The organism is Ruegeria sp. C2 (assembly GCF_056537765.1).
In genome coordinates, this window is record NZ_JBQFRZ010000001.1 from 541,943 (window position 1) to 565,049 (window position 23,107).

Consider the following 23,107-nt stretch of genomic DNA (forward strand, 5'->3'; position numbering starts at 1 on the left):
ACGCTTGCGTCACCGCAGCCAAAGCCCCTTGGATTTGATTGTCTTGCGTATGACCTGTTCACGCGCAGGCAAGTTGTCCTGGTCGAACAAGGCCCGGATCTTCGCACCTTTGCGCTGGATCACCAGCTTCTTCAGCGGGTCATATCCTTTGAGCACCTTCTTGATCTTGTTCGGGGCCACAACGGTTTCCAACACCTCGATCACATGATCGCTTTCGCGGGCGTAGAGCATCGGAAACAGGCGATAATGACAACTGATCGATCCGTCCAGCAGACCCTCGGGCAATGCATCCCGACCACCGCCGAACGAGTGGATGACCAGCGGCAACGCAACCTGATCAAGCCAAGGATCCAGAACCTGTCCTGTCAGCTCGGGGATTTCCTCGTCCCGGATGGTGCGGGCGTAGTCGAGAAAGCGCTCACCAAACAGGCGGGGGCATTTGTAAAAGAAGTATCCGGCGTTGAAATACAGATAGTGCCGCCAATATCCCGACGGTTGGCTGGGATCGAGAGAGCTTTCGAAATCCAGCCCGAACCGGTCATATAACGCTCGCCAGATACCTTCATAGCCGGGACCATAGAGCGTCGGTTTGGGCCACGAACCTTCGACCCTAAGCGAGGCACCGGGTCGGTCGAAATCAAATGGAACATCGGCAAGCTCGCCGGTGATCAGCGTGTCGCTGTCAAAGAAGACGAATGGCTCGTCCTCGGGCATTGCCAGCAGGGCTTCGATCTTGTTGCCGTGGGGATAGCTTGCGCCGAAAGTATGGGAATCGAAGGGCAGGATCTCAGTACCCAGATGCTGCAGCGCTTCCAGCACCTCGATGTCCTGTATGCTCGGGTTCTGGGGCCAGCGCGGGCCGGGCTGTGGTACGCCCACAAACAACCGACCCTTGAAGCCTGGGGAACTGTGGCGCAATGATGCGGCAAACAGCAACGCCTCATATTGCAGCCGGTTGTTTTGCCCGATGATGAGGATGTTGAATGTCGCCGGGCTTGCCTGCATCTTGTCGCTCTCTGATCGGGCCGGAATTCGGCATCTGCCTCAACCGGGAGTACAACAAGCCGTGAGGGGCGTCAAAACCCCAAACGGATCCGGTTTGAAATTCCGGTTCCGGATGCCATCTTATGGGGCAGCAACGCAGGAGGATTGCAGATGCGGGTCAATGCGGATTTCACGCGGCGGGTCGCCGTTCACTTTGATCAGACAGAATGGGTCGCCTCCCCGGCCGCCGGCGTCGAACGCAAGATGCTGGACCGCATCGGTGAGGAAGTCGCCCGGGCGACGACCATTGTGCGCTTTGCCCCTGGCAGTGCGTTTTCCGCGCATACCCATGATGGGGGTGAGGAATATCTGGTGCTGGATGGTGTGTTCCAGGACGAGACCGGAGATTTCCCGGTTGGCAGCTATGTACGCAATCCTCCGACGTCATCTCATACGCCCTCGGCCAGCGAAGGCGCGACCATTCTGGTCAAATTGCATCAGTTTGATCCGGATGATCGCACCGAGGTGCGTCGCTCGATCAACGGGGGCAGGGATGTTGATCTGTTCAAAGATGCGCATGAGGATGTCCGTGTTCAAAGCTGGACCGCTGGCGCGCGTATTGAACTGGATGCCAGCAAGGGGCTTGAGGTCTTCGTCATTGAGGGCAGCTTTGCTGAGGCGGGCGAAGAGTTCGGCACCTGGGACTGGCTGCGCCTGCCGCCCGGATCGGGCTCGGTTGCCGTCGCTGGCGAGGTCGGAGCGCGCGTCTGGATCAAATCCGGACATCTCGACGGGATGGTCTGACGCAGCATCTGCTGCGAAATTACGCAGATTTCTTTGAAATCCGGGCCATTCCGCCCGGATTTTTCTTTTTTTGACCATTTGGCAAATTTTACCAATTGATAAAAAATTTGTTTGTGGCAAGCTGTACCTCATAACAAACATATCTACAGGGAGTAGAGTGATGGCACAGGGCCAGATGGCACCCGGGATCGTCTCCGGGCGGCTTTCCAGCGATGAGCTGACCTCGAATTTCACCGATCTGCATCCGCCACTGGCCCCGCACGAGGCCGCCGTGGCCGCGGATCGCTGCTATTTCTGCTATGACGCGCCATGTGTGACGGCCTGTCCGACGGATATCGATATTCCGTTGTTCATTCGCCAGATTCAGGCCGGGCAACCGCAGGCGGCAGGTCAGACTATTCTGGAGCAGAACATTCTGGGCGGTATGTGTGCCCGGGTTTGTCCGACCGAAACCTTGTGTGAAGAGGCCTGCGTACGTGAAACGGCCGAAGGCAAACCGGTCGAGATTGGGCGCCTACAGCGTTATGCAACCGATGACGTGATGGCATCGGGCGCGCATCCCTTCGAGCGCGCCGCATCAACCGGCAAGACAATTGCCGTGGTCGGAGCAGGGCCCGCCGGTCTGGCCTGTGCGCATCGTCTGGCGATGCTGGGACATGATGTGGTGATCCACGAAGGCAAGCCCAAACCGGGCGGTTTGAACGAATATGGCATTGCGGCTTATAAATCGACCAACGATTTTGCGCAGGCCGAGGTCGATTGGCTGCTGAAAATCGGTGGAATCGCTATCGAAACCGGATCTGTTCTGGGTGAGACTATTTCGCTGGATGGCCTGAAGGAAAACTATGATGCTGTTTTTCTGTCGATCGGTCTGGCAGGGGTGAACGCGCTGCGTGCTGACGGGGTCGATAAAGACGGGGTGCGTCCGGCGGTCGATTTCATCTCCGATGTGCGGCAGGCCAGCGATCTGGCAGATCTTCCGGTAGGGCGGAATGTCGTTGTGATAGGTGGGGGGATGACTGCGGTGGACGCGGCAGTGAAGTCTAAATTGCTGGGGGCCGAGCATGTGACCATCGCCTACCGCAGGGGGCGCGACGCGATGGGGGCCAGCCGCTACGAACAGGACTTGGCAGCCTCGCACGGCGTTCGGATTTTGTGCAATGTCCAGCCATTGGCCATTCACGGAAATGGTGCCGCAGCAGAGATCGAATTGGAGTATACTGCTAGCAATGATGGTCGTTTGACCGGAACGGGAGAAACCGTCCGTGTCCCCGCCGATCAGGTTCTCAAGGCCATCGGCCAGACTCTGGATGGCGCGCCGGAAGGGCTGACGCTGGACGGTAACAAGATCACTGTGACCGGGGCCGGGCGCACGTCGATGACCGGTGTATGGGCTGGCGGTGATTGCGCGGCAGGTGGCGAGGATCTGACTGTGACCGCTGTGGCCGAGGGCCGCGATGCCGCGATGGATATCCACGCAAGTCTGAGCGTGTGAAACTCAAAGTTAAAGATGCAAATCTGCATCAGGGAGGCCGGATAAATGGCTGATTTAACATCAAATTTCTTGGGAATTTCAAGTCCAAACCCATACTGGCTGGCTTCGGCGCCGCCGACGGATAAGGAATATAACGTCCGCCGCGCTTTCGAGGCCGGTTGGGGCGGAGTGGTTTGGAAGACATTGGGGGCCGAGGGGCCTCCGGTCGTGAATGTGAATGGGCCGCGCTATGGTGCGATCTACGGCGCGGACCGCCGGTTGTTGGGTCTCAACAACATCGAGCTGATCACGGATCGCCCGCTTGAGGTGAACCTTGAGGAAATGGCCCGTGTAAAGGCGGATTATCCGGATCGTGCTCTGATCGCCTCGATCATGGTGCCCTGTGAAGAGGCCGCTTGGAAGGCCATTCTGCCACGTGTGGCCGAAACCGGTGCAGACGGGATTGAGCTGAATTTTGGCTGCCCACATGGGATGAGCGAGCGCGGCATGGGTTCGGCCGTTGGGCAGGTACCGGAATATATCGAAATGGTGACCCGTTGGTGCAAGCAGTATTATGACCGCCCGGTTATTGTGAAACTGACCCCGAACATCACCGATATTCGTAAACCAGCGGCGGCGGCCAAGAACGGCGGCGCGGATGCGGTATCGTTGATCAACACCATCAATTCGATCACCAGCGTCAATCTGGATACATTCAGCCCCGAACCCTCGATTGACGGCAAAGGCAGTCATGGTGGCTATTGCGGACCGGCAGTGAAGCCGATTGCCCTGTCCATGGTGTCAGAGATTGCTCGGGCTGAGGCCACTCGTGGGCTACCGATCTCAGGTATCGGTGGCGTGACCACTTGGCGTGATGCGGCTGAGTTCATCTCGCTGGGTTGCGGTAATGTTCAGGTCTGCACTGCCGCGATGACATACGGGTTCAAGATCATTGACGAGCTGACCGCTGGCTTGTCGGAATGGATGGACGAAAAAGGCTATACCAATATCGACGAAGTGATCGGGCGCGCCGTACCCAACGTGACGGACTGGCAATATCTGAACCTCAACTACATCGCCAAAGCCAAGATCGATCAGGATCAGTGCATCAAATGTGGGCGCTGCTATGCCGCCTGCGAAGACACCAGCCATCAGGCGATTTCAATGTCGGCAGATCGGGTATTCGATGTCATCGACGACGAGTGCGTGGCCTGTAACCTCTGCGTGGATGTCTGTCCGGTTGAGGGCTGTATTTCCATGGTGCCGATGGCCGCCGGAGAAGTTGATCCGCGTACGGGCAAGGTCGTTGATCCGGAATATGCCAACTGGACGACTCACCCCAACAATCCGATGGCGAAGGCAGCTGAATAGGCCGAGATTTTTCGTCGAAAAATCTTAGGCGAGAAAATTCGCAGAATTTTCTCAGAACAGGATGTCGATCGGGCCGTTATGGCAGATGACGATGTATTGGTTTGCGGTGCGGATAAGGTGATATCCGCGCCGCTTAACTTCACTTTGAAAAGCGGAGTGACCGACTTCACGTTCAACTCAGGCAACCGAGCGGCGGACTACCGCGCCGCTTCGTGCGGAGCGGGACGAGAAAAGCTGGGCGATCCAGGGATCGGGGTTGTCTCTGCGTGTCAACATAACGCGAGCTTTTCCCAATAGGGTAAAGCTTTTGTTAAGGTGCCAGCAGTTTTCGATAAAGCGTTTCGACGAAGGGCGTTGCGCCTTCAAAAGGGTCTTCTTCGCCGAGGATCGCGCGGACCTGCACATCGAAATCCGCATAGTGCTGGGTCAGTGCCCAGATTGAGAAAATCAGATGGTAGGGATGCACGCGTGCAATCTTGCCCTGATCCATCCATAGGTTCAGGATTTCAACTTTCTCGTCGACCAGCTTTTTCAGATCTGTAGACAGCGCATCATGAATGCGTGGCGCTCCTTGAACCAGCTCGTTGGCGAACAAGCGGCTTTCGCGGGGAAGATCGCGGCTCATTTCGAGCTTGCGATGAATGTAGGACAGAATCTCTTCGAGCGGGTCGCCGTCTTCGTCCAGGGTATGCAGCGGTGCCAGCCAGACCTCAAGCAGGCCTGACAAAAGGGCGGTGTGGATCGCTTCTTTGGACGGGAAGTAATAGAGCAGGTTGGGTTTGCTCAGCCCTGCCTCAGCCGCGATTTGGTCGACAGTTGCTCCACGAAACCCATGCGCTGAGAATACATTCAGAGCTGCCTCGAGAATCGCTGCGCGGTTCTTTTGCTGAATCCGTGTCGGGGCGCGGTCTTTGGGCATGTTCACCTGATGTCTCTTTTTCGGCCAGTTGGGTGTCGAATATGTCGAAAATTCCGGCAGGTCACTGCAATTTCTTGACTGATGTCGAACCCGTGATAGCGTGAGTTTGACCAGATGGTCAAATCAAGACACCAAAAGCGAGCCAAATCGCTAGCAACAGGGAAGAACAAGATGGCAGCTCCGGCGCAGAACCTCAGGATCAATGGTGACAGGTTGTGGGACAGCTTGATGGAGATGGCCAAGATAGGCCCTGGTGTCGCGGGCGGAAACAATCGCCAGACGTTGACTGACGAGGACGCAGAAGGGCGTGCATTGTTCCAGAAATGGTGCGAGGACGCGGACTGCTCTATGGGATTGGATCAGATGGGTAACATGTTTGCCCATCGCGAGGGAACGGACCCGGACGCTCTGCCGGTCTACGTGGGCTCGCATCTGGATACGCAGCCCACAGGCGGCAAATATGATGGTGTTTTGGGCGTGCTCGGCGGGTTGGAGATTATTCGCACGCTGAACGATCTTGGCATCAAGACCAAGCACCCAATCGTGGCGACCAACTGGACCAATGAAGAGGGGACGCGATATGCGCCCGCAATGCTGTCATCGGGCGTGTTCGCAGGAATGCATACTCTGGATTGGGCGTATGATCGCGAGGATGCCGAAGGTAAGAGATTTGGGGATGAACTGAACCGTATCGGCTGGCGCGGCGACGAAGAAGTGGGTGCGCGAAAGATGCACGCGTTCTTTGAACTGCACATCGAACAGGGCCCCATTCTGGAAGCTGAAAGCAAGGATATTGGCGTCGTTACTCATGGTCAGGGGTTGAGCTGGACCCAGATCACCGTGACCGGCAAGGATGCGCATACCGGGTCTACCCCGATGCCGATGCGCAAGAATGCCGGGCTGGCGATGGCGCGTATTCTTGAAAAAGTGGATGAGATCGCCTGGTCGCATGCGCCGCACGCCGTTGGTGCCGCTGGGCATATCGATGTCTATCCGAATTCGCGCAACGTGATTCCGGGTAAAGCGGTGTTCACGGTCGATTTCCGCTCACCCGAGTTGGATGTGATCACCGATATGGAGAACCGTCTGCGGGTTGCTGCAGAGAAAATTGTCGACGAGATGGGGCTGCAGATCGAATTCGAGAAGGTTGGGGGCTTTGATCCGGTGAAATTCGATGAGGGCTGCGTGGCTGCGGTGCGCGATGCGGCTGAGCGGTTGGGTTATTCGCATATGGATATCATTTCGGGTGCCGGGCATGATGCCTGTTGGATCAACCGGGTGGCTCCGACTGCAATGGTGATGTGCCCTTGCGTAGATGGGTTGAGTCACAATGAGGCCGAAGAGATCAGCAAAGGTTGGGCTGCAGCTGGGGCGGATGTTCTGTTTCATGCGGTCGTTGAGACGGCGGGGATCGTGGAATAGGGGGCTCTGCCCCCGTCGCCCGATGGGCGACTCCCCCGGGATATTTTTAGCCAGATGAAGCAAGCGGCGCAGACCGCATCAGGGAGTTTAAGATGAGCACTGTGATCAAGAACGGAACCGTTGTGACGGCTGATCTGACCTATAAGGCGGATGTGAAGGTTGAAGGCGGAGTGATTACCGAGATCGGCCCGGACTTGCGCGGCGATAAGGAACTGGACGCAACGGGCTGTTACGTCATGCCGGGTGGGATTGATCCGCATACGCATCTGGAGATGCCGTTTATGGGGACCTATTCCAGTGATGACTTCGAAAGCGGGACGCGGGCGGCGTTGGCGGGTGGAACCACCATGGTTGTCGATTTTGCGCTGCCCAATCCGGGCGAGAGCCTGCTGGATGCGTTGAAGCGCTGGGACAATAAGTCGACGCGTGCGAATTGTGATTATTCGTTCCACATGGCGGTGACCTGGTGGGGCGAACAGGTGTTTGATGACATCAAGACCGTCATCGAGACGCGCGGGATCAACACGTTCAAGCATTTCATGGCCTACAAGGGCGCGCTGATGGTGAATGATGACGAGCTGTTTGCCTCGTTCAAGCGTCTGGCCGAGTTGGGCGGCACCGCTATGGTGCATGCCGAGAATGGTGACGTGGTGGCTGAGCTGAGTGCCAAGTTACTAGCTGAAGGCAACACGGGGCCAGAGGCGCATGCCTATTCGCGACCACCGCAGGTGGAGGGTGAAGCGACCAACCGGGCGATCATGATTGCCGATATGGCCGGTGTGCCGTTGTACGTAGTGCATACGTCCTGCGAAGAGGCACACGAGGCGATCCGGCGTGCCAAGATGCAGGGCAAGCGTGTTTGGGGGGAACCTCTGATCCAGCATCTGACCTTGGATGAGAGCGAATATTTCCACCACGATTGGGAGCACGCTGCGCAGCGGGTCATGAGCCCGCCGTTCCGGAATAAGCAGCATCAGGACAGCCTGTGGAATGGCCTGCAGTCCGGAACGCTGTGCGTTGTGGCGACGGACCACTGCGCCTTTACAACCGAACAGAAACGTTATGGTGTGGGCGATTTCACCAAGATCCCGAACGGGACCGGAGGGTTGGAAGATCGGATGCCGATGCTTTGGACACATGGTGTGAACACCGGGCGATTGACGCCAAACGAATTCGTAGCTGTGACTTCAACTAATATCGCCAAGATACTGAATTGTTATCCTAAAAAAGGTGCGGTTCTGGTGGGTGCGGATGCGGATCTTGTGGTCTGGGATCCGGATAAGGCCAAGGTGATCTCGGCCGAGACGCAGCAATCGTCTATCGACTACAACGTCTTTGAGGGCAAAGAGGTGCGCGGATTGCCACGCTTTACGCTGACCCGTGGCGTGGTGGCTGTGCATGATGGTGAAATCCAGACCCAGGAGGGACATGGGAAATTCGTGGCGCGCGAAGCCAATACCCACGTGAACAAAGCGCTGAGCACCTGGAAAGAGCTGACTGCTCCGCGACCGGTTGAACGGACGGGAATACCGGCATCTGGTGTGTAAGGTTTTTGGGCCGCCTGTTGGTGGCCCGGTTTCAGGCTTCTTCAAGGCAATGGAATGAATACAGAAAACACGACTCAGCCTGTTATTGAGGCAAGGCAGCTGGACCTGACTTTTCAGACGAATGACGGGCCTGTCCATGCATTGAAAGATGTGAACTTGTCGATTGGCAAAGGCGAGTTCGTCAGCTTCATTGGGCCTTCGGGCTGTGGCAAGACCACGTTCCTGCGCTGTATCGCGGCATTGGAAACGCCGACGGGCGGGTCACTAACCGTGAATGGGATGACACCGGATGAAGCACGGCGTAAGCGGGCCTATGGCTATGTGTTTCAGGCCGCGGGTCTCTATCCTTGGCGCACGATAGCCAAGAATATCAAACTACCGCTTGAGATTATGGGCTATTCCGCAGCCGAGCAGGAGGAGCGTGTTAGCAAAGTTCTGGAACTGGTTGATCTTGAAGGGTTTGGTGGCAAGTTTCCCTGGCAGCTATCGGGTGGAATGCAGCAGCGGGCCAGCATCGCTCGGGCCTTGGCCTTTGATGCGGACATCCTTCTGATGGATGAGCCTTTTGGGGCTTTGGATGAGATCGTGCGCGATCATCTGAACGAACAGCTTCTGGATCTTTGGGCAAGGACGGAGAAGACCATCGGGTTTGTCACGCACTCGATCCCCGAGGCAGTATACCTGAGCACCAAGATCGTCGTGATGAGCCCTCGACCTGGGCGGATTACCGATGTGATCGACAGCCCTCTGCCGAAAGAGCGGCCTCTGGACATCCGGGACACGCCGGAGTTCATCGAAGTTGCCCATCGTGTGCGCGAAGGTCTGCGCGCAGGGCATGGAGACGAAGTCTGATGCACGAGATCGACATCAGAAGGGCAAAACCCGATGACGTGGCGGCTTGTGCGCAAGTGATCTGGACATGGATCGACGAAACCGACTGGATGCCCGACGATCTGCCTCAAGAGAAACTCGAAGAGCTGATCCGCGAGGCGTTTCCACATCGCGATATCTGGGTCTCGGGCGATCCGGTTGATTGTTACATGTCGCTTGATCCTGTCGAGAGCAAAGTTGGCGCGCTTTATTGTCTGAGAACCGGTGAAGGTATCGGTAAAAGATTGCTGGATAAGGCCAAGGAAAACCGAGATTTTCTGTGGCTGACCACGCATGTACCAAATAGGGGCGCGCAACGATTTTATCGGCGCGAAGGCTTCACTGAAATCGGTACTGAGCCTCCAACACCTCCAGAAACAGTGCCGGTCATTCGGATGGAGTGGCGGGCATGAAACAGATTACAGCCGTCATGTGGGTGATCGCCGCGATTGTCGCCATCTGGTACATCGCCTGCATACCGATGAACATCGACAGTGCACTGAATGCCGCTGAACGCGCAGGTGAGGAGGTCGATCCTCCAACCGCGAAGGAGCGGTTGCTGGAGTATGATATCATTTTGGTCTGGGACAACAGCTTTGCCATCCCCGAGACATGGGAACAGGATCGTCCTCGGTTGCCGACACCCCATGACGTGGTGCTGGAGTTGTGGGACACGACGATCAACAAAAAGATCACCTCCAAGCGCTCGTTGATCTATCATGGTTGGGTCACGCTGAGCGCTACAATGCTGGGTTTTGCGATCGGCACGGGGTTGGGCATATTGTTGGCAGTCGGGATCGTGCACAGCAAAGTCATGGACCTGTCGGTGATGCCTTGGGCGATTGTCAGTCAGACCATCCCGATCATCGCGCTTGCGCCTATGATCATTGTTGTCCTGTATTCGGTCGGTGTTCAGGGGATCATCCCCAAGGCCATCATCTCAGCCTATCTGAGTTTCTTCCCGGTTGTCGTCGGAATGGTGAAAGGGCTGCGCAGTCCGGACGCGATGCAGTTGGATTTGCTGCGCACCTATAATGCCAGTCAATCGCAAGGGTTCTGGAAGCTGCGGTTGCCTGCGTCCATGCCCTATCTGTTTGCCTCGCTGAAGATCGGGATCGCAGCGTCATTGGTTGGTGCCATCGTGGGCGAATTGCCTACCGGAGCGGTTGCAGGTCTGGGCGCACGTTTGCTTGCAGGCAGCTACTATGGCCAGACTGTGCAGATCTGGTCGGCCCTGTTTGCAGCGGCCATTCTTGCGGGATGCCTCGTGGGCTTGCTGGGTTTGATTGAGCGTACGGTCCTTAGACGGATGGGGATGGCGCAATGATCATGATTTTCTTGGCCCTTCTTCTTTGGCTTGCGGGGTGGTGGCTCAACAGCCGGTTGGCCAGTGGGCCCATGGCGGATACGCCTCTGGTCCGGTTCCTGGCCCCGTTGATCTTCGGTCTGACGGTTATCGGCGTTTGGGAATTGCTGGTGCGCGGGCTCGAAGTGCCCTTGGTTATCCTGCCCGCGCCATCGGTCATAGCTGTACGGTTTGGTGACAGTATGTCGATCCTGTGGGCCGATTTCACGCAAACCATCATCAAAGGTGCATTGAGTGGGTATATCATCGGCTGCACCGCCGCTTTCCTGATGGCGATCGCAGTTGATCGTTGGGACTTTCTACGCCTTGGGTTGTTGCCGGTTGGCAATTTCGTCGCCGCCTTACCCATCGTGGGGACCGCTCCGATACTGGTCATGTGGTTCGGGTTTGACTGGCATTCCAAGGCCGCTGTCGTGGTGGTGATGGTATTTTTCCCGATGCTGGTGAACACCGTGGCAGGACTGCGCGAGGCAACGACCATGCAGCGCGACCTGATGGAGACCTATGCAGCGACCTATTGGCAGAGCTTTCTGAAACTGCACTTGCCCGCTGCGATGCCGTTTATTTTCAACGGGTTGAAGATTTCTACCACATTGGCGCTGATCGGCGCTATCGTGGCCGAGTTCTTTGGCTCGCCCACGCTGGGCATGGGCTTTCGCATATCGACCAGCGTAGGGCAGCTTGCGCTTGATATGGTCTGGGCCGAGATCGTGGTGGCTGCACTTGCCGGAACGGCTTTCTACGGCGCGGTCGCACTGATCGAGAAAACGGTGACCTTCTGGCACCCGTCGCAGCGAGGATAAGAGGAATTCAACAGACCCCGAAAACGGGGCAATAACAGCAACTAGGAGACTTGAAGATGAAGAAGCTACTCAGCGGGGCGGTTGCCGCCTTTAGCCTGGCTGCCACTGCAGCTTGGTCGGCGGATGAGGTCACATTGCAATTGAAGTGGGTCACGCAGGCACAGTTTGCAGGCTACTACGTGGCCAAGGACAAAGGGTTCTACGATGAAGAAGGGCTGGACGTCACCATCCTGCCCGGTGGGCCTGACATTGCACCCACTCAGGTCATCGCCGGGGGCGGCGCGGACGTGACCGTCGAATGGATGCCCGCCGCACTGGCCGCTCGCGAGAAGGGCCTGCCGCTGGTCAATATCGCACAACCTTTCAAAAGCTCGGGCATGATGCTGACCTGCTGGAAGGATGCCGGAATTTCGTCACCTGACGATCTGAAAAACCGTACGCTGGGCGTTTGGTTCTTCGGCAACGAATTCCCCTTCATGAGCTGGATGAGCCAGCTGGGTATCAGCACCGATGGCAAAAGCGAAAGCGGTGTAGAGGTGTTGAAACAGGGCTTTAATGTTGATCCACTTCTGCAGCGTCAGGCCGATTGCATCAGCACCATGACCTACAACGAATACTGGCAGGTGATTGATGCTGGCGTTACGCCCGAAGAGCTGGTGACCTTTAAGTACGAAGATCAGGGCGTCGCCACGCTGGAAGACGGTCTGTATGTGCTGGAAGAGAACCTGAGCGACGCGGCCTTTACCGATAAGATGGAGCGTTTCGTGCGCGCATCGATGAAGGGTTGGAAATACGCCGAAGAGAACCCGGATGAAGCGGCTGAGATCGTATTGGAAAACGATGCGACAGGCGCTCAGACGGAAGAGCATCAAAAGCGCATGATGGGTGAAATCGCCAAGCTGACGGCCGGATCGAACGGCGCGCTCGACCCCGCCGATTTCGAGCGCACGGTGGCCACTTTGCTGGCCGGTGGCTCGGACCCGGTGATTACCGCCCAGCCCGAAGGTGCGTGGACTCACCAGATCACGGATGCGGCGTTGAACTAAGACGCAAAGATCTTTGACCATGCTTTGAACGCGGCTCCTGTTGGGGCCGCGTTTTTCTTTGCGACGTCGGATTTGTGTCTGTACTTGCGCGATGAATGCCTTAGAATTTACTTGTAAAATAACGCAATTAACGAACGCAAAGCTCGAACATAGAAGAAAATGCAGAATTTTGCATCAGAATTCAATCAGGCATTCACTCTGATCCTGAAAGTGGATGCAGAGCTTTGGGCGATTGTGCTGCTCTCACTGCGGGTTTCGGTCTTTGCAGTGCTGATTTCTGCCGCGATCGGCATGCCAATCGGCGCAGCCCTGGCCGTTGCGCGATTTCCGGGGCGGCGGGTTCTGATTATCCTGATGAACGCACTGATGGGATTTCCGCCGGTCGTCGTGGGCTTGCTGGTTTATCTGATGCTGTCGCGTTCCGGCCCTCTGGGTGTCTTGGAACTGCTCTACACGCCGACCGCCATGATTATCGCGCAGGTGGTTTTGGTTACGCCCATTGTGGCAGCCCTGACCCGACAAGTGATCGAGATGTTGGCTGAGGAGTATTCTGAACAGCTTCGATCCTTGGGCGTATCCCGGCTGGCTTCGGTTCCGGTGCTGCTCTGGGATGCGCGTTTGGCCTTGGTTACGGCGCTGTTAGCTGGGTTTGGGCGCGCCATTGCCGAGGTTGGGGCGGTGATCATCGTGGGTGGCAACATCAACCATGTGACGCGTGTGATGACGACGACGATTGCGCTTGAAACCTCGAAAGGCAATCTGGCGCTTGCGCTGGCATTGGGGGCTATTCTGATCGGGATTGCTGTTGCGGTGAATGCGATGGTCAGCGCCCTGACTTTGAGGGCCGAGCAGGAGGGGTTGCGCCATGCGTGATGTGGTAACCGCGATGCCCGGCGTGATTGAAGTGCGCGATCTGCATATCAGCCGCAAAGGCAAGGTGCTTCTTGACGTGTCGCAGCTCTGTCTCGATGGGCCGGGGCCGACCTTGATCCTTGGGCCGAACGGGGCAGGAAAAAGCCTTCTGCTGCGGTGTTTGCATGGGTTGATTGCTCCGGATCGTGGGGGTGTCACTCAGGATGGGCGTTCGCTTAACGCTGCACATAAGGCGCGACAGGCAATGGTGTTTCAAAACCCGGTCCTGCTGCGCCGATCGGTTGCGGCCAATCTTGAATTTGTGCTGAAGCGGCAGGCTATGCCGCGCAGCTTGCGCAAGCAGCGTATCGTTGAACTGCTCGCGGAAGGCGGATTGGAAGGTAAGGCACGTCAGTCCGCACGCTCGCTGTCGGGGGGCGAGGCGCAGCGCCTGGCGATTTTGCGCGCCCTGGCGCTTGAGCCTGAGACGCTGTTTCTCGACGAGCCTACCAGCGCGTTGGACCCGAGTGCCACGCAGAAGATCGAACAGATGGTGTTGCGCGCATCGGCGCGCGGTGTACGCATCGTGATGGTGACGCATGACATCGGACAAGCCCGCCGATTGGCCGCAGATATTGTGATGATGCAGGCCGGTCGCGTGGTCGAACATGGACCCGCACAGCAGGTGTTGGACGCACCGCGCAGCGCCGAGTCCCGCCGCTATCTGGCTGGCGGATTGGTAACCTGATTTACGAAAGATGGAGTTTGGAATGATCCGGAAATTTATTCTGGCGTCGGCGGTTGCACTTGGGCTGTCAGCCCCGGCAACCGCGGAATCGCCGTTCATCGTGGTGCAATCCACCACCTCAACCCAGAACTCGGGCCTGTTGGATTACATCTTGCCGGGTTTCGAAGCTGAAACCGGTATCGATGTGCGTGTCGTCGCCGTAGGCACCGGACAGGCGATCCGAAACGCGGTCAACGGTGACGGCGATGTGCTGCTGGTGCACTCCAAGCCTGCCGAAGAGCAGTTCGTGGCTGATGGCTGGGGCGTCGAGCGGTTGGACGTCATGTACAATGATTTTGTGCTGGTTGGTCCAAATTCCGATCCTGCCGGGGTTGCCGGCGGCGGCGACATCGTGGCCGCCCTGACCGCGGTGGCCGAGGCCGAGGTCCCGTTTGCCTCACGTGGCGATGATAGCGGCACACACAAGGCCGAACTGCGCCATTGGGACGCGACGGGTGTCGACCCGACCGCGGCCTCGGGCGAGTGGTATCGTGAAACCGGGTCGGGCATGGGGGCCACATTGAACGTGGCCAGTGGTATGGACGCCTATGTGCTGACCGACCGGGCGACATGGCTGTCATTCGGCAACCGGGGTGACCTGCAGATTCTGGTCGAGGGCGATCCGCGTCTCTTCAATCAATACGGTGTGATTCTCGTGAATCCAGAGAAGCATTCTGGTGTGCGCGCAGCCGCCGGGCAACGGTTCATTGATTGGCTGACCGGCCCTGATGGGCAGGCTGCAATAGCGTCATACACGCTGGATGGTGAGCAGCTGTTCTTCCCCAACGCGCAGTAATTGCTTCTTAAGCAAGCGCTTTGGGAAATGGTGAAAGTTTAACCGCTGGCACCGTTGTGGTGGATTTGGCCAAGATTGCTTAGGTCATATCCACCCAGTTCGGTGGCCCGTTCGGCGAAACGTTCGGACCAAAGGAACCGGGTCAAAGTCTGCATGGGCGGGTCGAAGAAAGCACGACGCCAGATAGCGAGGTCCAGGCGCTCGGAATGGGTGGGAACGAATGTAAGGGCGTAGGGCCGCGCGAGTGCCCCAAGGCCGAACCCGGCCTCGGCTTTGCCATCGCGTAGGGCGGTGGCCAGCTCTTCCTCGGTTCGTGCGCAGACGGGCAAGGTGTTCAGATCATCGCGGCTCAGCCCATGTGCGTCGAGCTCGGCATCAAACAGCCGCTGGCTCGCGGCGCTGTCCTGACGCAAGATGACGCGTCGACCTTTCAAATCCTTGAAGCCCGAGATTCCGGAAGTACCGGGGGCCAGCAGCAGGCCACGTTGACGGTGGGCGATCTGATACAGGATGATCGGGGCATCGCCCATTGTGTCGCTTAGGGTCCGAGTGTTGAAACCATCAGGCTCGTGGATATGCAGGGCCGCAGCTTGGGCGCTGCGATCCGCAAGACGGTTGAGCCCGTCAAAGGACCCGTCATAATAAGTAGCAAGCCCTGATCCGCTTTCCCGCAACGCCCAGTCCAGAAGCGGATCGTGACTGCCGGCAACGATTGGTGGCAGCGGCGGTTCGGCCACATGCGGGCCAGAGCGTGAGGCGTTGAGCCAGGCAATGATCTCGGCCTTGGGAAACAGCAGCTTACCCATGGCGCGTACGCAAGGGATTTCGCCCGACGATGCCAGGTCATAGGCCTTCCGCTCGCCAATACGTAGCAGATCCGCCAGTTCGCGGGTGGTCAGGTATTGCGGCATTCAGTCGATGCGTACAGCCGCACCGGTCGTCGTGTCAGCAGCGCTGAAACCGAACTGATCCAGCGTGTACGGAGCGGCGACAGTGATCACGACCATCGCGGCGACGGCGGTCAGAAAGGCTTTCATAGTTTCCTCCGGCTCAGTCCCGTAAAGCGGTGGCGCGGCGCAGGAACGCGATCAGATCGATCCGGTCCTGAGCTTGCGTGATCCGCTGCATCGGCATCTTTGACCCTGGAATGTAATGGTCCGGGCCCTCGTCGAAAAGAGCATTTATAGTCTCTTCATTCCAAATGATATCAGAGTCTTGCAGCGTGTCCGAGTACAAATAATCGGGCAGGGTTCCAGCCTGCCGACCGAAGATGTCATGCAAGGTGGGGCCTGCGCGCCGTTCACTGTCCGGGGTCAGGCTGTGGCAGATCGAACATTTGCGTGCGAATTGCCGTTCACCGTTGCTCATCTCGTCTGGGTCTTTCAGAAAGCTGGGCTCGGCAGCGGCCATCTGCTCGCGATCGCCCAGCGCTGAAACGGGCCAGCTGTACATTGCCTCATCAATGCCGCCTGCATGGATGTTCCGGCCGTCCGCAGAAAAAGCCAGCGCCCAGACCGGACCGCGCAGTGTGGCACGGAAATCCTGAGCGATGCGCCAGTCAGCCGTGTCGATGACCATGATGTAGCCCTCGCCATCGCCCACCGCCAAAAGCTTGCGATCGGGGCTCAGCGCCATGGCAAGGATAGGACGCCGATCGAGGGTAAAGTCTCGCTCTTCCCTGTTGGTCAGGTTCAGAATGCGGGTCACGCCATCAACGGCACCATAGGCGATCCAGCCGTCTTGAGTGTTTAGGACCAATTCGTTGATGCCAAAGCCATGTTCGATCAATCGGTCCGTTTCCTGACCACTGGCGACATCCCAGATACGAAGGGCACCATCAACGCCTGCCGAATAGAGCTGCGACCCGTCCGGAGTAAAGACAACGGCATTCACGCCGCTGCCAGTTGGTCCAAGCATAGTCGGTTCTGACCCGTCAACGGGCCACAGCCCGACGGTGCCGTCCCAACTTGCCGTCGCAACGTGGGTTTTTGATGCCGCGATGCCGACGATCTTGCCCTTGTGCCGACCGACCACGTCACCTCCGGGCCAGCGTCGCAATGTGAAATCATCTCCGGCGGAATAGATCGCGGTGCCGTTGAATGCGACGGAATTGACCGCCGCCTCGTGCCCCTCCAGCCATTCCGGGGTCTGCCCTGTCCAAAGACCGACCGAATTGTCGAAACTGGCGGTTGCGATGCGCCCGTCCGGTGCCGTCGCGATCCCCATGATCGGACCGCCATGGCCTTTGAGCGTAAAGAACTCGGACCAGGCGGGCAGGGGGATCAGTACAATCGCGAGAACCAGCCAGCGCATCTATTCTGCGGGTGAGGCCGCCACTTTGCCGGCTTCTTTTTCCTGCACCTCTTCCAGCCACAGCGAATGATGCTCACGCGCCCATTGCTCTTCGACTTCGCCCGTTCCCATGGCGTCGAATGCGCCTTCCATGCCAACCGAGCCGAGGTAAATATGAGCGATGATGATCGCGATGAAGACATAGGCTATCATCACGTGCCAGACTTGGGCATATTGCATCTCTTCCTGCGGTGACATCTGTACGGGTAGATTCAAGCCCAATGCTTGCGGAATACCGGTCGAATTGGCGATCTGGAATGTCTTGGCGAACATCGGCAGTTCAAACGGGAACAGCAGCGACAGGCCAGACAGGCTGATCGAAGCGCCCAACAGGATGCAGGCCCAGAAGATAACCTTTTGACCTGCGTTGAATTTCTTGGCGGGTGGATGGCTTCCTTTGGTGAATAGTCCACCCCCAGCGGCCAGCCATTTCAGATCGGTCTTGTTGGGGATGTTATGGGCGATCCAGTTCACAGTGACGATGATCAGACCCAACATGAAAGCCCAGGCGAGGTTGTTGTGCAGCCACTTGCACCCCTGCGCAATGGTGGCGAACCCTTCCTTGCCGAAAATCGGGATCAGGAAATCGCGACCATATAGCGTCAGCAGACCAGTGATGCCGAGCACAAGGAACGACCCCGCAAACAGCCAGTGACCGAACCGTTCGAAACTGTTGAAGCGCAGGACCGTGCGACCGGTTTTTTCTCCGTCAATGCGGATTTTTCCTCGGATCAGGAAGAACAAAACGATGATCGCAAGCATTCCGCCCAGAATGTAGGTTCCGTATTCACGCAATGGGCCGGTGCGGAAATTCAACCACCACATCCCCCCGTCTTGAATCAGTACGCTGTCCGCAGGACCCTGAGATGAAACGGTGACATCCGCAGATCCGTAGCGCAGGGCGCGGTAGACGTCGCTGTCAGAGGAGACACCGCGGGTGCCGAACTGCCCCAGCAAGCCTTCCACATTGCCCTGTCCGGTGTTTTCCGACCGGTAGCTGTTGTCGACCTTCTCGCCGCGTTGACGGGCCAGAATGTCCTCAAGCGTGGTTGCGCCGCCAGTCGTGGACCGGTCGGCCATCTCTGCAGAGGCAGGATCCTCATTGGTTTGGGCGACCGCAACTTGGGTCAGTGTCAGCGACAGCAGGAATGCGATGAGTAAGCGCAACATCGGAACCTCAATAAAAATCCAATGCAGGATGACCCGCAGATGCGGGTCATCCGCTTTGCTTTAGCAGACGGGATCAGCCGTCTTTCTGGTCGTAGGCAGTGCCCCAACCCCATGCGCCCGAGCCAAACCCGCGTGCAACAACGCGCTCACGGTAGATGGCCGAGACCACGTCGCCGTCACCGGCGAGCAGGGCCTTGGTAGAACACATCTCGGCGCAGATAGGTAGTTTGCCCTCGGCGATCCGGTTGCGACCATATTTGGCGAACTCTGCTGTCGAGTGCGTTTCCTCGGGGCCACCGGCACAGAAGGTACACTTGTCCATCTTGCCGCGCGATCCGAAGTTGCCCGCCTGCGGGTATTGCGGCGCGCCGAAGGGGCACGCGTAGAAGCAATAGCCGCAACCAATGCACAGGTCCTTGGAGTGCAGGACGACGCCTTCTTCGTTTTGATAGAAGCAATCGACCGGGCACACCGCCATGCAAGGCGCATCCGAACAATGCATACAGGCCACCGAGATCGAGCGTTCGCCCGGGTTGCCGTCATTGATCGTTACCACCCTGCGGCGGTTGATGCCCCATGGTACCTCGTGCTCGTTCTTGCACGCGGTGACACAGGCGTTGCACTCGATGCAGCGTTCAGCGTCGCAGAGAAACTTTGCTCTAGCCATTAATCGTCCTCCTTACGCTGCCCAGATTTTGCAGAGAGTACACTTGGACTCCTGCATCTGGGTCACTGAATCGTAGCCATAGGTCTGTGCGGTGTTGGAACTTTCACCCAGTACATAGGGATCGGCACCAGCAGGGTATTTCTCCCGAAGGTCCGCACCTTGGAAATGGCCGCCGAAGTGGAAGGGCATAAAGGCCACGCCGGCGCCGACCCTGTTGGTCAGCATCGCCATCACCTTGACCTTGCCGCCTTCAGGGCCTTCGACCCAGACCTGTTGCCCGTCACGGATACCAAGGTTGTTGGCATCGCGCGGGTTGATCTCGACGAACATGTCCTGCTGAAGCTCGGCCAGCCACGGGTTCGACCGGGTTTCCTCGCCGCCGCCTTCATATTCGACCAGACGACCAGACGTCAGGATTATCGGGTAATCCTTTGAAAAGTCGTTCTTCTGGATCGAAGCATAAAGGGTTGGCAGGCGATAGGCATGCCGGTCCTCATAGGTTGGATAGTCCTCCACCAGGTCGCGCCGGTTGGTATAGAGCGGCTCGCGATGCAGCGGGATCGGATCCGGGAAGGTCCAGACGACCGCGCGGGCTTTGGCGTTCCCGAAGGGCGCACAGCCATGCTTGATCGCAACCCGCTGGATGCCGCCGGACAGGTCGGTTTTCCAGTTGGTCTCTGGTCCTGCAACGGCATCGATCGCCGCGCGTTCCTCAGCCGTCAGGTCGCCGTCCCAACCAAGGTCCATCAGCATCTGCATCGTGAATTCGGGATAACCATCCTGAATCTCCGATCCAACGCTGTAGACCCCTTCGGCCAGCAGGTTGTCGCCATCGCGTTCCACACCGAAACGGGCGCGGAAAGTCAGGCCACCTTCGGCCACCGGTTTGGACATGTCATAGAGGTTCGGTGTCCCGGTATGACCCATCTCAGCCGTTCCCCAGCAGGGCCAGGGCAGACCGTAATACTCACCGTCGTTGGGTCCACCAATGGCTTGCAGCGTTGTTCTGTCGAACGTGTGCTGGTTGGCCATATGGCTTTTCAGACGTTCCGGTGACTGACCGGTATAGCCGATAGTCCAGAGGCCCGAGTTGAACTCACGCGTGATGCTTTCAACATTCGGGGTTTCCGGGTCGTCCATCTCGATATTGCGGAAGAACCGATCCGCCCAGCCGAACTTGTTGGCGAACTTGGCCATGATGACCTCGTCCGGCAGGCTCTCGAACAGGGGTTCGACGATCTTGTCGCGCCACTGAAGCGACCGGTTCGACGCCGTAACCGAGCCACGGGTTTCGAACTGGGTACAAGCGGGCAACAGATAGACGCCATCAGTGCGGTCATGCAGAACGGCCGAGACGGTGGGATACGGGTCGATCACGACCAGCATGTCCAGCTTCTCCATCGCCGTCTTCATTTCCGTCATCCGGGTCTGCGAGTTGGGCGCGTGGCCCCACAGAACCATGGCGCGGACATTGTTGTCCTGATCCATGTTGGCCGGGTCTTCCAGAACACCGTCGATCCAGCGGGAGACCGGGATGCCGCGCTCATTCTGCAGCGGCTTGTCCTTGCCTTCCTTGTCCTTGATCGTGGCGAACTGACCAGCCAGCCACTCGGGCTCTTCACCCCAGACACGGGCCCAGTGACCCCATGCACCTTTCGACAGACCGTAGTAGCCGGGCAACGTGTGAGACAGAACACCAAGGTCGGTCGCGCCCTGCACGTTGTCATGGCCGCGGAAGATGTTGGTGCCACCACCCGAGGTGCCCATGTTGCCCAGCGCAAGCTGAAGCACGCAGTAGGCGCGAGTGTTGTTGTTGCCGTTGGTGTGCTGCGTACCACCCATGCACCATACAACGGTACCGGGGCGGTTGTTCACCATGGTCCGCGCGACGCGGCGCAGCTGTGAGCCGGGCGTGCCGGTGACACGTTCAACCTCATCCGGGTTCCACTTGGCAACCTCTTCACGGATCTGGTCCATGCCCCAGACACGGGTGCGGATGAACTCTTTGTCTTCCCAGCCGTTGTCGAAGATGTGCCACAGGATACCCCAGATCAGCGCGACATCGGTGCCGGGGCGGAAGCGGACATATTCATCCGCATGGGCCGCGGTGCGCGTAAAGCGCGGGTCGCAGACGATTAAAGGCGCATTGTTCTGCTCTTTCGCGCGCAGGATATGCAGCAGCGAGACGGGGTGCGCCTCGGCCGGGTTACCACCGATGATGAAGATGGCCCGGCTGTTGTGCATGTCATTGTACGAATTGGTCATGGCGCCGTAGCCCCATGTGTTCGCAACGCCCGCAACAGTGGTCGAGTGGCAGATACGGGCCTGATGGTCCACGTTGTTCGTGCCCCAATAGGCGGCGAACTTGCGGAACAGATAGGCCTGTTCGTTGTTATGCTTGGCCGATCCCAGCCAATAGACGCTGTCTGGACCGGACTCTTCGCGGATGCTCATCATGCCGTCGCCGATCTCGTTGATCGCCTGTTCCCAACTGATGCGCTTCCACTCGCCGCCTTCCTTTTTCATTGGATACTTCAGGCGGCGCTCGCCATGGGCGTGCTCGCGGACCGAGGCCCCCTTGGCGCAATGTGCTCCCAAATTGAACGGGCTGTCCCAGCCGGGTTCCTGCCCGACCCAGACACCGTTCTGAACTTCGGCAACGACCGTACAGCCGACCGAGCAGTGAGTGCATACGGATTTGATGTTCTCAACGGCGGTGTTTGCCGCCGTCTGGGCGCTGGCTGGCGTCACGGTTCCACCCGTGGCGCTGATCGCGGCAAGGCCGCCGATCGTCAGGCCCGAGCCACGCAGGAATGCGCGGCGATCGACGGTTTTCTCGCCGACCTGGGACAGGATACTTGTCCGCTGGGGGCGTCTCGCAACCCCGTTGGTCTTTTTCCTAAGCATTTCTTTCCTCCCTTGCGCGCCGTGTAAGCCACGGCTGGCTTGGTACTTCGCAAAACCGACGTCAGGGCCAATCGCAACCGTCTGTCGGGTGTGACTTCGTCCGGGTTAGAACCGGGCGCTGTCGAGGTAAGCGCGCGTGTGCGCGGTGTCCTGCATCCGGGTCTCGTCCGTCGGCAGCTCGGCTGCTTCGGCTTGTCCGGTCAGGCTGGCGGCGGCGACAGCAGCGGGTGCTGCGGTTCCGGCCAGTTTGAGGAAGTCGCGGCGGGTTGCGCCTTCTTCCTTGGTCTTGCTCATGGGTTTCTCCTTTCCCATTTGCAGTTTAGCGCCCCGAAGGACGCTGGCGAATGACAGCGGTTCACGCTGCCGTCATTCGGAAGGCTTCACGCTCAATCTCCATGAACACCCGACCGGCCGTGCCGACCGAGGCATAGAGGACCGAGTTCTCGGCACCTTCCAAATCCGAATAGAAATGCGCGGCCCAGGGGCCGATATGTTTGTTCCAGAACGCCTTTTGATCGTCGAGCGAAGCAGGCGCGCCAAACCGACCGACGATCATGCCCGCCATCATCTCCATCAGCGAGGCGATGTTGTCTTCGGGTTCATAGACATTCTGTGCCCGCGTGATCCCACGCGCTGCCATGTCATTGCGCAGCTGGGCCAGCGGTTTTTCGTTCAGGAACCCGGTCAGATAGAAAGAGGCATAGGGCAACAATTCTCCCCGACCTAAGCCAATGAACAACGCGTTGAATTCGCGCTCTGCGGCGGCAGGTTTGGTGACCTTGGCCACCCGTGCCATCGCCTGAATGGCCTGACCCAGATCCGAGTCATCACCGCCCAGCCCGGCCATCTGATCCAGTAGCAACTGATCGGGCGGACCGGCCAGTAGCAGCCCTAGAAAATTGTAGAAATCCGCGCGCAGACGATCCTCAGTCGAGATATCAATGGTTTGCGCGTTGTCTGCGGTCATAGA

The 23,107-nt window shown here is 58.2% G+C and carries 23 protein-coding genes; 13 read left to right on the plus strand and 10 right to left on the minus strand.

All coding sequences use genetic code 11. From position 1 onward, the window contains the following. Positions 1–9: 9 nt before the first annotated feature. Positions 10–1,005: a hypothetical protein gene (locus ACR0IV_RS02740; protein WP_480657982.1), complete on the minus strand. Its 996-nt coding sequence runs from the start codon at positions 1,003–1,005 to the stop codon at positions 10–12. Between the two features lie 150 nt (positions 1,006–1,155). On the opposite strand from ACR0IV_RS02740, the gene ACR0IV_RS02745 reads away from it, so the two are divergent. The 3 genes from ACR0IV_RS02745 (at position 1,156) to preA (ending at position 4,633) form a co-directional block, all read left to right on the plus strand. Next, complete coding sequence (locus ACR0IV_RS02745) at positions 1,156–1,788, plus strand: cupin domain-containing protein (RefSeq protein ID WP_480470087.1); 633 nt, start codon at positions 1,156–1,158, stop codon at positions 1,786–1,788. Between the two features lie 160 nt (positions 1,789–1,948). Beyond that, entirely contained in the window at positions 1,949–3,283 is a 1,335-nt protein-coding gene (locus tag ACR0IV_RS02750) for an NAD(P)-dependent oxidoreductase (protein ID WP_480657981.1), read from the plus strand. A gap of 45 nt (positions 3,284–3,328) precedes the next feature. Continuing rightward, entirely contained in the window at positions 3,329–4,633 is a 1,305-nt protein-coding gene (preA, locus tag ACR0IV_RS02755; protein ID WP_480657979.1) for an NAD-dependent dihydropyrimidine dehydrogenase subunit PreA, read from the plus strand. A 310-nt stretch (positions 4,634–4,943) separates the two neighbouring features. On the opposite strand, the gene ACR0IV_RS02760 is transcribed toward preA, so the two are convergent. After that, a complete protein-coding gene (locus tag ACR0IV_RS02760; protein WP_480658573.1) occupies positions 4,944–5,552 on the minus strand; it encodes a TetR family transcriptional regulator C-terminal domain-containing protein in 609 nt (202 codons plus the stop codon). 171 nt (positions 5,553–5,723) lie between these two features. Here ACR0IV_RS02760 and ACR0IV_RS02765 point away from each other — a divergent pair, with 171 nt between their 5' ends. The 10 genes from ACR0IV_RS02765 to ACR0IV_RS02810 all read left to right on the plus strand — a co-directional run bounded on the left by ACR0IV_RS02765 (position 5,724) and on the right by ACR0IV_RS02810 (position 15,041). Next, positions 5,724–6,974, plus strand: a complete 1,251-nt coding sequence (locus ACR0IV_RS02765) for a Zn-dependent hydrolase (RefSeq protein ID WP_480657977.1) — start codon at positions 5,724–5,726, stop codon at positions 6,972–6,974. A gap of 92 nt (positions 6,975–7,066) precedes the next feature. Continuing rightward, the gene (hydA, locus tag ACR0IV_RS02770; RefSeq protein ID WP_480657975.1) at positions 7,067–8,521 is read left to right on the plus strand and encodes a dihydropyrimidinase; all 1,455 of its coding nucleotides are present in this window, start codon (positions 7,067–7,069) and stop codon (positions 8,519–8,521) included. A 54-nt stretch (positions 8,522–8,575) separates the two neighbouring features. After that, the gene (locus ACR0IV_RS02775) at positions 8,576–9,373 is read left to right on the plus strand and encodes an ABC transporter ATP-binding protein (RefSeq protein WP_480657974.1); all 798 of its coding nucleotides are present in this window, start codon (positions 8,576–8,578) and stop codon (positions 9,371–9,373) included. Continuing rightward, entirely contained in the window at positions 9,373–9,804 is a 432-nt protein-coding gene (locus tag ACR0IV_RS02780; RefSeq protein ID WP_480657973.1) for an N-acetyltransferase family protein, read from the plus strand. The genes ACR0IV_RS02775 and ACR0IV_RS02780 overlap by 1 nt, the downstream gene beginning before the upstream one ends. Continuing rightward, the gene (locus ACR0IV_RS02785) at positions 9,801–10,718 is read left to right on the plus strand and encodes an ABC transporter permease (RefSeq protein WP_480470079.1); all 918 of its coding nucleotides are present in this window, start codon (positions 9,801–9,803) and stop codon (positions 10,716–10,718) included. Before ACR0IV_RS02780 ends, ACR0IV_RS02785 begins: the two co-directional genes overlap by 4 nt. Continuing rightward, a complete protein-coding gene (locus tag ACR0IV_RS02790) occupies positions 10,715–11,560 on the plus strand; it encodes an ABC transporter permease (protein WP_480657970.1) in 846 nt (281 codons plus the stop codon). Before ACR0IV_RS02785 ends, ACR0IV_RS02790 begins: the two co-directional genes overlap by 4 nt. Before the next feature lie 56 nt (positions 11,561–11,616). Then, the gene (locus tag ACR0IV_RS02795; RefSeq protein ID WP_480657968.1) at positions 11,617–12,606 is read left to right on the plus strand and encodes an ABC transporter substrate-binding protein; all 990 of its coding nucleotides are present in this window, start codon (positions 11,617–11,619) and stop codon (positions 12,604–12,606) included. A 159-nt stretch (positions 12,607–12,765) separates the two neighbouring features. Continuing rightward, a complete protein-coding gene (locus tag ACR0IV_RS02800; RefSeq protein WP_480470076.1) occupies positions 12,766–13,479 on the plus strand; it encodes an ABC transporter permease in 714 nt (237 codons plus the stop codon). Continuing rightward, positions 13,472–14,206 (plus strand): ATP-binding cassette domain-containing protein, encoded by a 735-nt coding sequence (locus ACR0IV_RS02805; protein WP_480657967.1) that lies wholly within the window; start codon positions 13,472–13,474, stop codon positions 14,204–14,206. The genes ACR0IV_RS02800 and ACR0IV_RS02805 overlap by 8 nt, the downstream gene beginning before the upstream one ends. Before the next feature lie 22 nt (positions 14,207–14,228). Next, complete coding sequence (locus ACR0IV_RS02810; protein WP_480657966.1) at positions 14,229–15,041, plus strand: ABC transporter substrate-binding protein; 813 nt, start codon at positions 14,229–14,231, stop codon at positions 15,039–15,041. A 38-nt stretch (positions 15,042–15,079) separates the two neighbouring features. On the opposite strand, the gene ACR0IV_RS02815 is transcribed toward ACR0IV_RS02810, so the two are convergent. From ACR0IV_RS02815 to ACR0IV_RS02850, 8 genes are all read right to left on the minus strand, one after another. Continuing rightward, a complete protein-coding gene (locus ACR0IV_RS02815; protein ID WP_480657965.1) occupies positions 15,080–15,952 on the minus strand; it encodes a substrate-binding domain-containing protein in 873 nt (290 codons plus the stop codon). Further along, complete coding sequence (locus tag ACR0IV_RS02820) at positions 15,953–16,078, minus strand: hypothetical protein (protein ID WP_480657964.1); 126 nt, start codon at positions 16,076–16,078, stop codon at positions 15,953–15,955. Between the two features lie 13 nt (positions 16,079–16,091). After that, positions 16,092–17,354 (minus strand): c-type cytochrome, encoded by a 1,263-nt coding sequence (locus tag ACR0IV_RS02825; protein WP_480657963.1) that lies wholly within the window; start codon positions 17,352–17,354, stop codon positions 16,092–16,094. Continuing rightward, on the minus strand, positions 17,355–18,563 hold the full coding sequence (locus tag ACR0IV_RS02830; protein ID WP_480657962.1) for a formate dehydrogenase subunit gamma: 1,209 nt from the start codon (positions 18,561–18,563) through the stop codon (positions 17,355–17,357). Between the two features lie 73 nt (positions 18,564–18,636). Beyond that, positions 18,637–19,230: a formate dehydrogenase FDH3 subunit beta gene (gene fdh3B / locus ACR0IV_RS02835; protein WP_037307340.1), complete on the minus strand. Its 594-nt coding sequence runs from the start codon at positions 19,228–19,230 to the stop codon at positions 18,637–18,639. 12 nt (positions 19,231–19,242) lie between these two features. Further along, complete coding sequence (locus tag ACR0IV_RS02840; protein ID WP_480657961.1) at positions 19,243–22,137, minus strand: formate dehydrogenase subunit alpha; 2,895 nt, start codon at positions 22,135–22,137, stop codon at positions 19,243–19,245. Between the two features lie 105 nt (positions 22,138–22,242). Then, positions 22,243–22,431 carry a ubiquinol-cytochrome c reductase iron-sulfur subunit N-terminal domain-containing protein gene (locus ACR0IV_RS02845; protein ID WP_068334771.1) on the minus strand — a complete coding sequence of 63 codons (189 nt, stop codon included), beginning with the start codon at positions 22,429–22,431 and terminating at the stop codon, positions 22,243–22,245. 61 nt (positions 22,432–22,492) lie between these two features. After that, positions 22,493–23,104, minus strand: a complete 612-nt coding sequence (locus tag ACR0IV_RS02850; RefSeq protein WP_480657959.1) for a TorD/DmsD family molecular chaperone — start codon at positions 23,102–23,104, stop codon at positions 22,493–22,495. Between the last annotated feature and the right edge of the window lie 3 nt (positions 23,105–23,107).

Excerpts from the sequence above, each read along its gene's own strand:
- ACR0IV_RS02805 (WP_480657967.1), top strand. The coding sequence starts at position 13,472 with ATGCGTGATGTGGTAACCGCGATGCCCGGCGTGATTGAAGTGCGCGAT.
- ACR0IV_RS02775 (WP_480657974.1), top strand. The coding sequence starts at position 8,576 with ATGAATACAGAAAACACGACTCAGCCTGTTATTGAGGCAAGGCAGCTG.
- fdh3B (WP_037307340.1), bottom strand. The coding sequence starts at position 19,230 with ATGGCTAGAGCAAAGTTTCTCTGCGACGCTGAACGCTGCATCGAGTGC.
- preA (WP_480657979.1), top strand. The coding sequence starts at position 3,329 with ATGGCTGATTTAACATCAAATTTCTTGGGAATTTCAAGTCCAAACCCA.
- ACR0IV_RS02740 (WP_480657982.1), bottom strand. The coding sequence starts at position 1,005 with ATGCAGGCAAGCCCGGCGACATTCAACATCCTCATCATCGGGCAAAAC.
- ACR0IV_RS02825 (WP_480657963.1), bottom strand. The coding sequence starts at position 17,354 with ATGCGCTGGCTGGTTCTCGCGATTGTACTGATCCCCCTGCCCGCCTGG.
- ACR0IV_RS02780 (WP_480657973.1), top strand. The coding sequence starts at position 9,373 with ATGCACGAGATCGACATCAGAAGGGCAAAACCCGATGACGTGGCGGCT.
- ACR0IV_RS02845 (WP_068334771.1), bottom strand. The coding sequence starts at position 22,431 with ATGAGCAAGACCAAGGAAGAAGGCGCAACCCGCCGCGACTTCCTCAAA.
- ACR0IV_RS02795 (WP_480657968.1), top strand. The coding sequence starts at position 11,617 with ATGAAGAAGCTACTCAGCGGGGCGGTTGCCGCCTTTAGCCTGGCTGCC.
- ACR0IV_RS02760 (WP_480658573.1), bottom strand. The coding sequence starts at position 5,552 with ATGCCCAAAGACCGCGCCCCGACACGGATTCAGCAAAAGAACCGCGCA.
- ACR0IV_RS02815 (WP_480657965.1), bottom strand. The coding sequence starts at position 15,952 with ATGCCGCAATACCTGACCACCCGCGAACTGGCGGATCTGCTACGTATT.
- ACR0IV_RS02830 (WP_480657962.1), bottom strand. The coding sequence starts at position 18,563 with ATGTTGCGCTTACTCATCGCATTCCTGCTGTCGCTGACACTGACCCAA.
- ACR0IV_RS02840 (WP_480657961.1), bottom strand. The coding sequence starts at position 22,137 with ATGCTTAGGAAAAAGACCAACGGGGTTGCGAGACGCCCCCAGCGGACA.
- ACR0IV_RS02820 (WP_480657964.1), bottom strand. The coding sequence starts at position 16,078 with ATGAAAGCCTTTCTGACCGCCGTCGCCGCGATGGTCGTGATCACTGTC.
- ACR0IV_RS02800 (WP_480470076.1), top strand. The coding sequence starts at position 12,766 with ATGCAGAATTTTGCATCAGAATTCAATCAGGCATTCACTCTGATCCTG.
- ACR0IV_RS02790 (WP_480657970.1), top strand. The coding sequence starts at position 10,715 with ATGATCATGATTTTCTTGGCCCTTCTTCTTTGGCTTGCGGGGTGGTGG.
- ACR0IV_RS02785 (WP_480470079.1), top strand. The coding sequence starts at position 9,801 with ATGAAACAGATTACAGCCGTCATGTGGGTGATCGCCGCGATTGTCGCC.
- hydA (WP_480657975.1), top strand. The coding sequence starts at position 7,067 with ATGAGCACTGTGATCAAGAACGGAACCGTTGTGACGGCTGATCTGACC.
- ACR0IV_RS02745 (WP_480470087.1), top strand. The coding sequence starts at position 1,156 with ATGCGGGTCAATGCGGATTTCACGCGGCGGGTCGCCGTTCACTTTGAT.
- ACR0IV_RS02765 (WP_480657977.1), top strand. The coding sequence starts at position 5,724 with ATGGCAGCTCCGGCGCAGAACCTCAGGATCAATGGTGACAGGTTGTGG.
- ACR0IV_RS02810 (WP_480657966.1), top strand. The coding sequence starts at position 14,229 with ATGATCCGGAAATTTATTCTGGCGTCGGCGGTTGCACTTGGGCTGTCA.
- ACR0IV_RS02850 (WP_480657959.1), bottom strand. The coding sequence starts at position 23,104 with ATGACCGCAGACAACGCGCAAACCATTGATATCTCGACTGAGGATCGT.
- ACR0IV_RS02750 (WP_480657981.1), top strand. The coding sequence starts at position 1,949 with ATGGCACAGGGCCAGATGGCACCCGGGATCGTCTCCGGGCGGCTTTCC.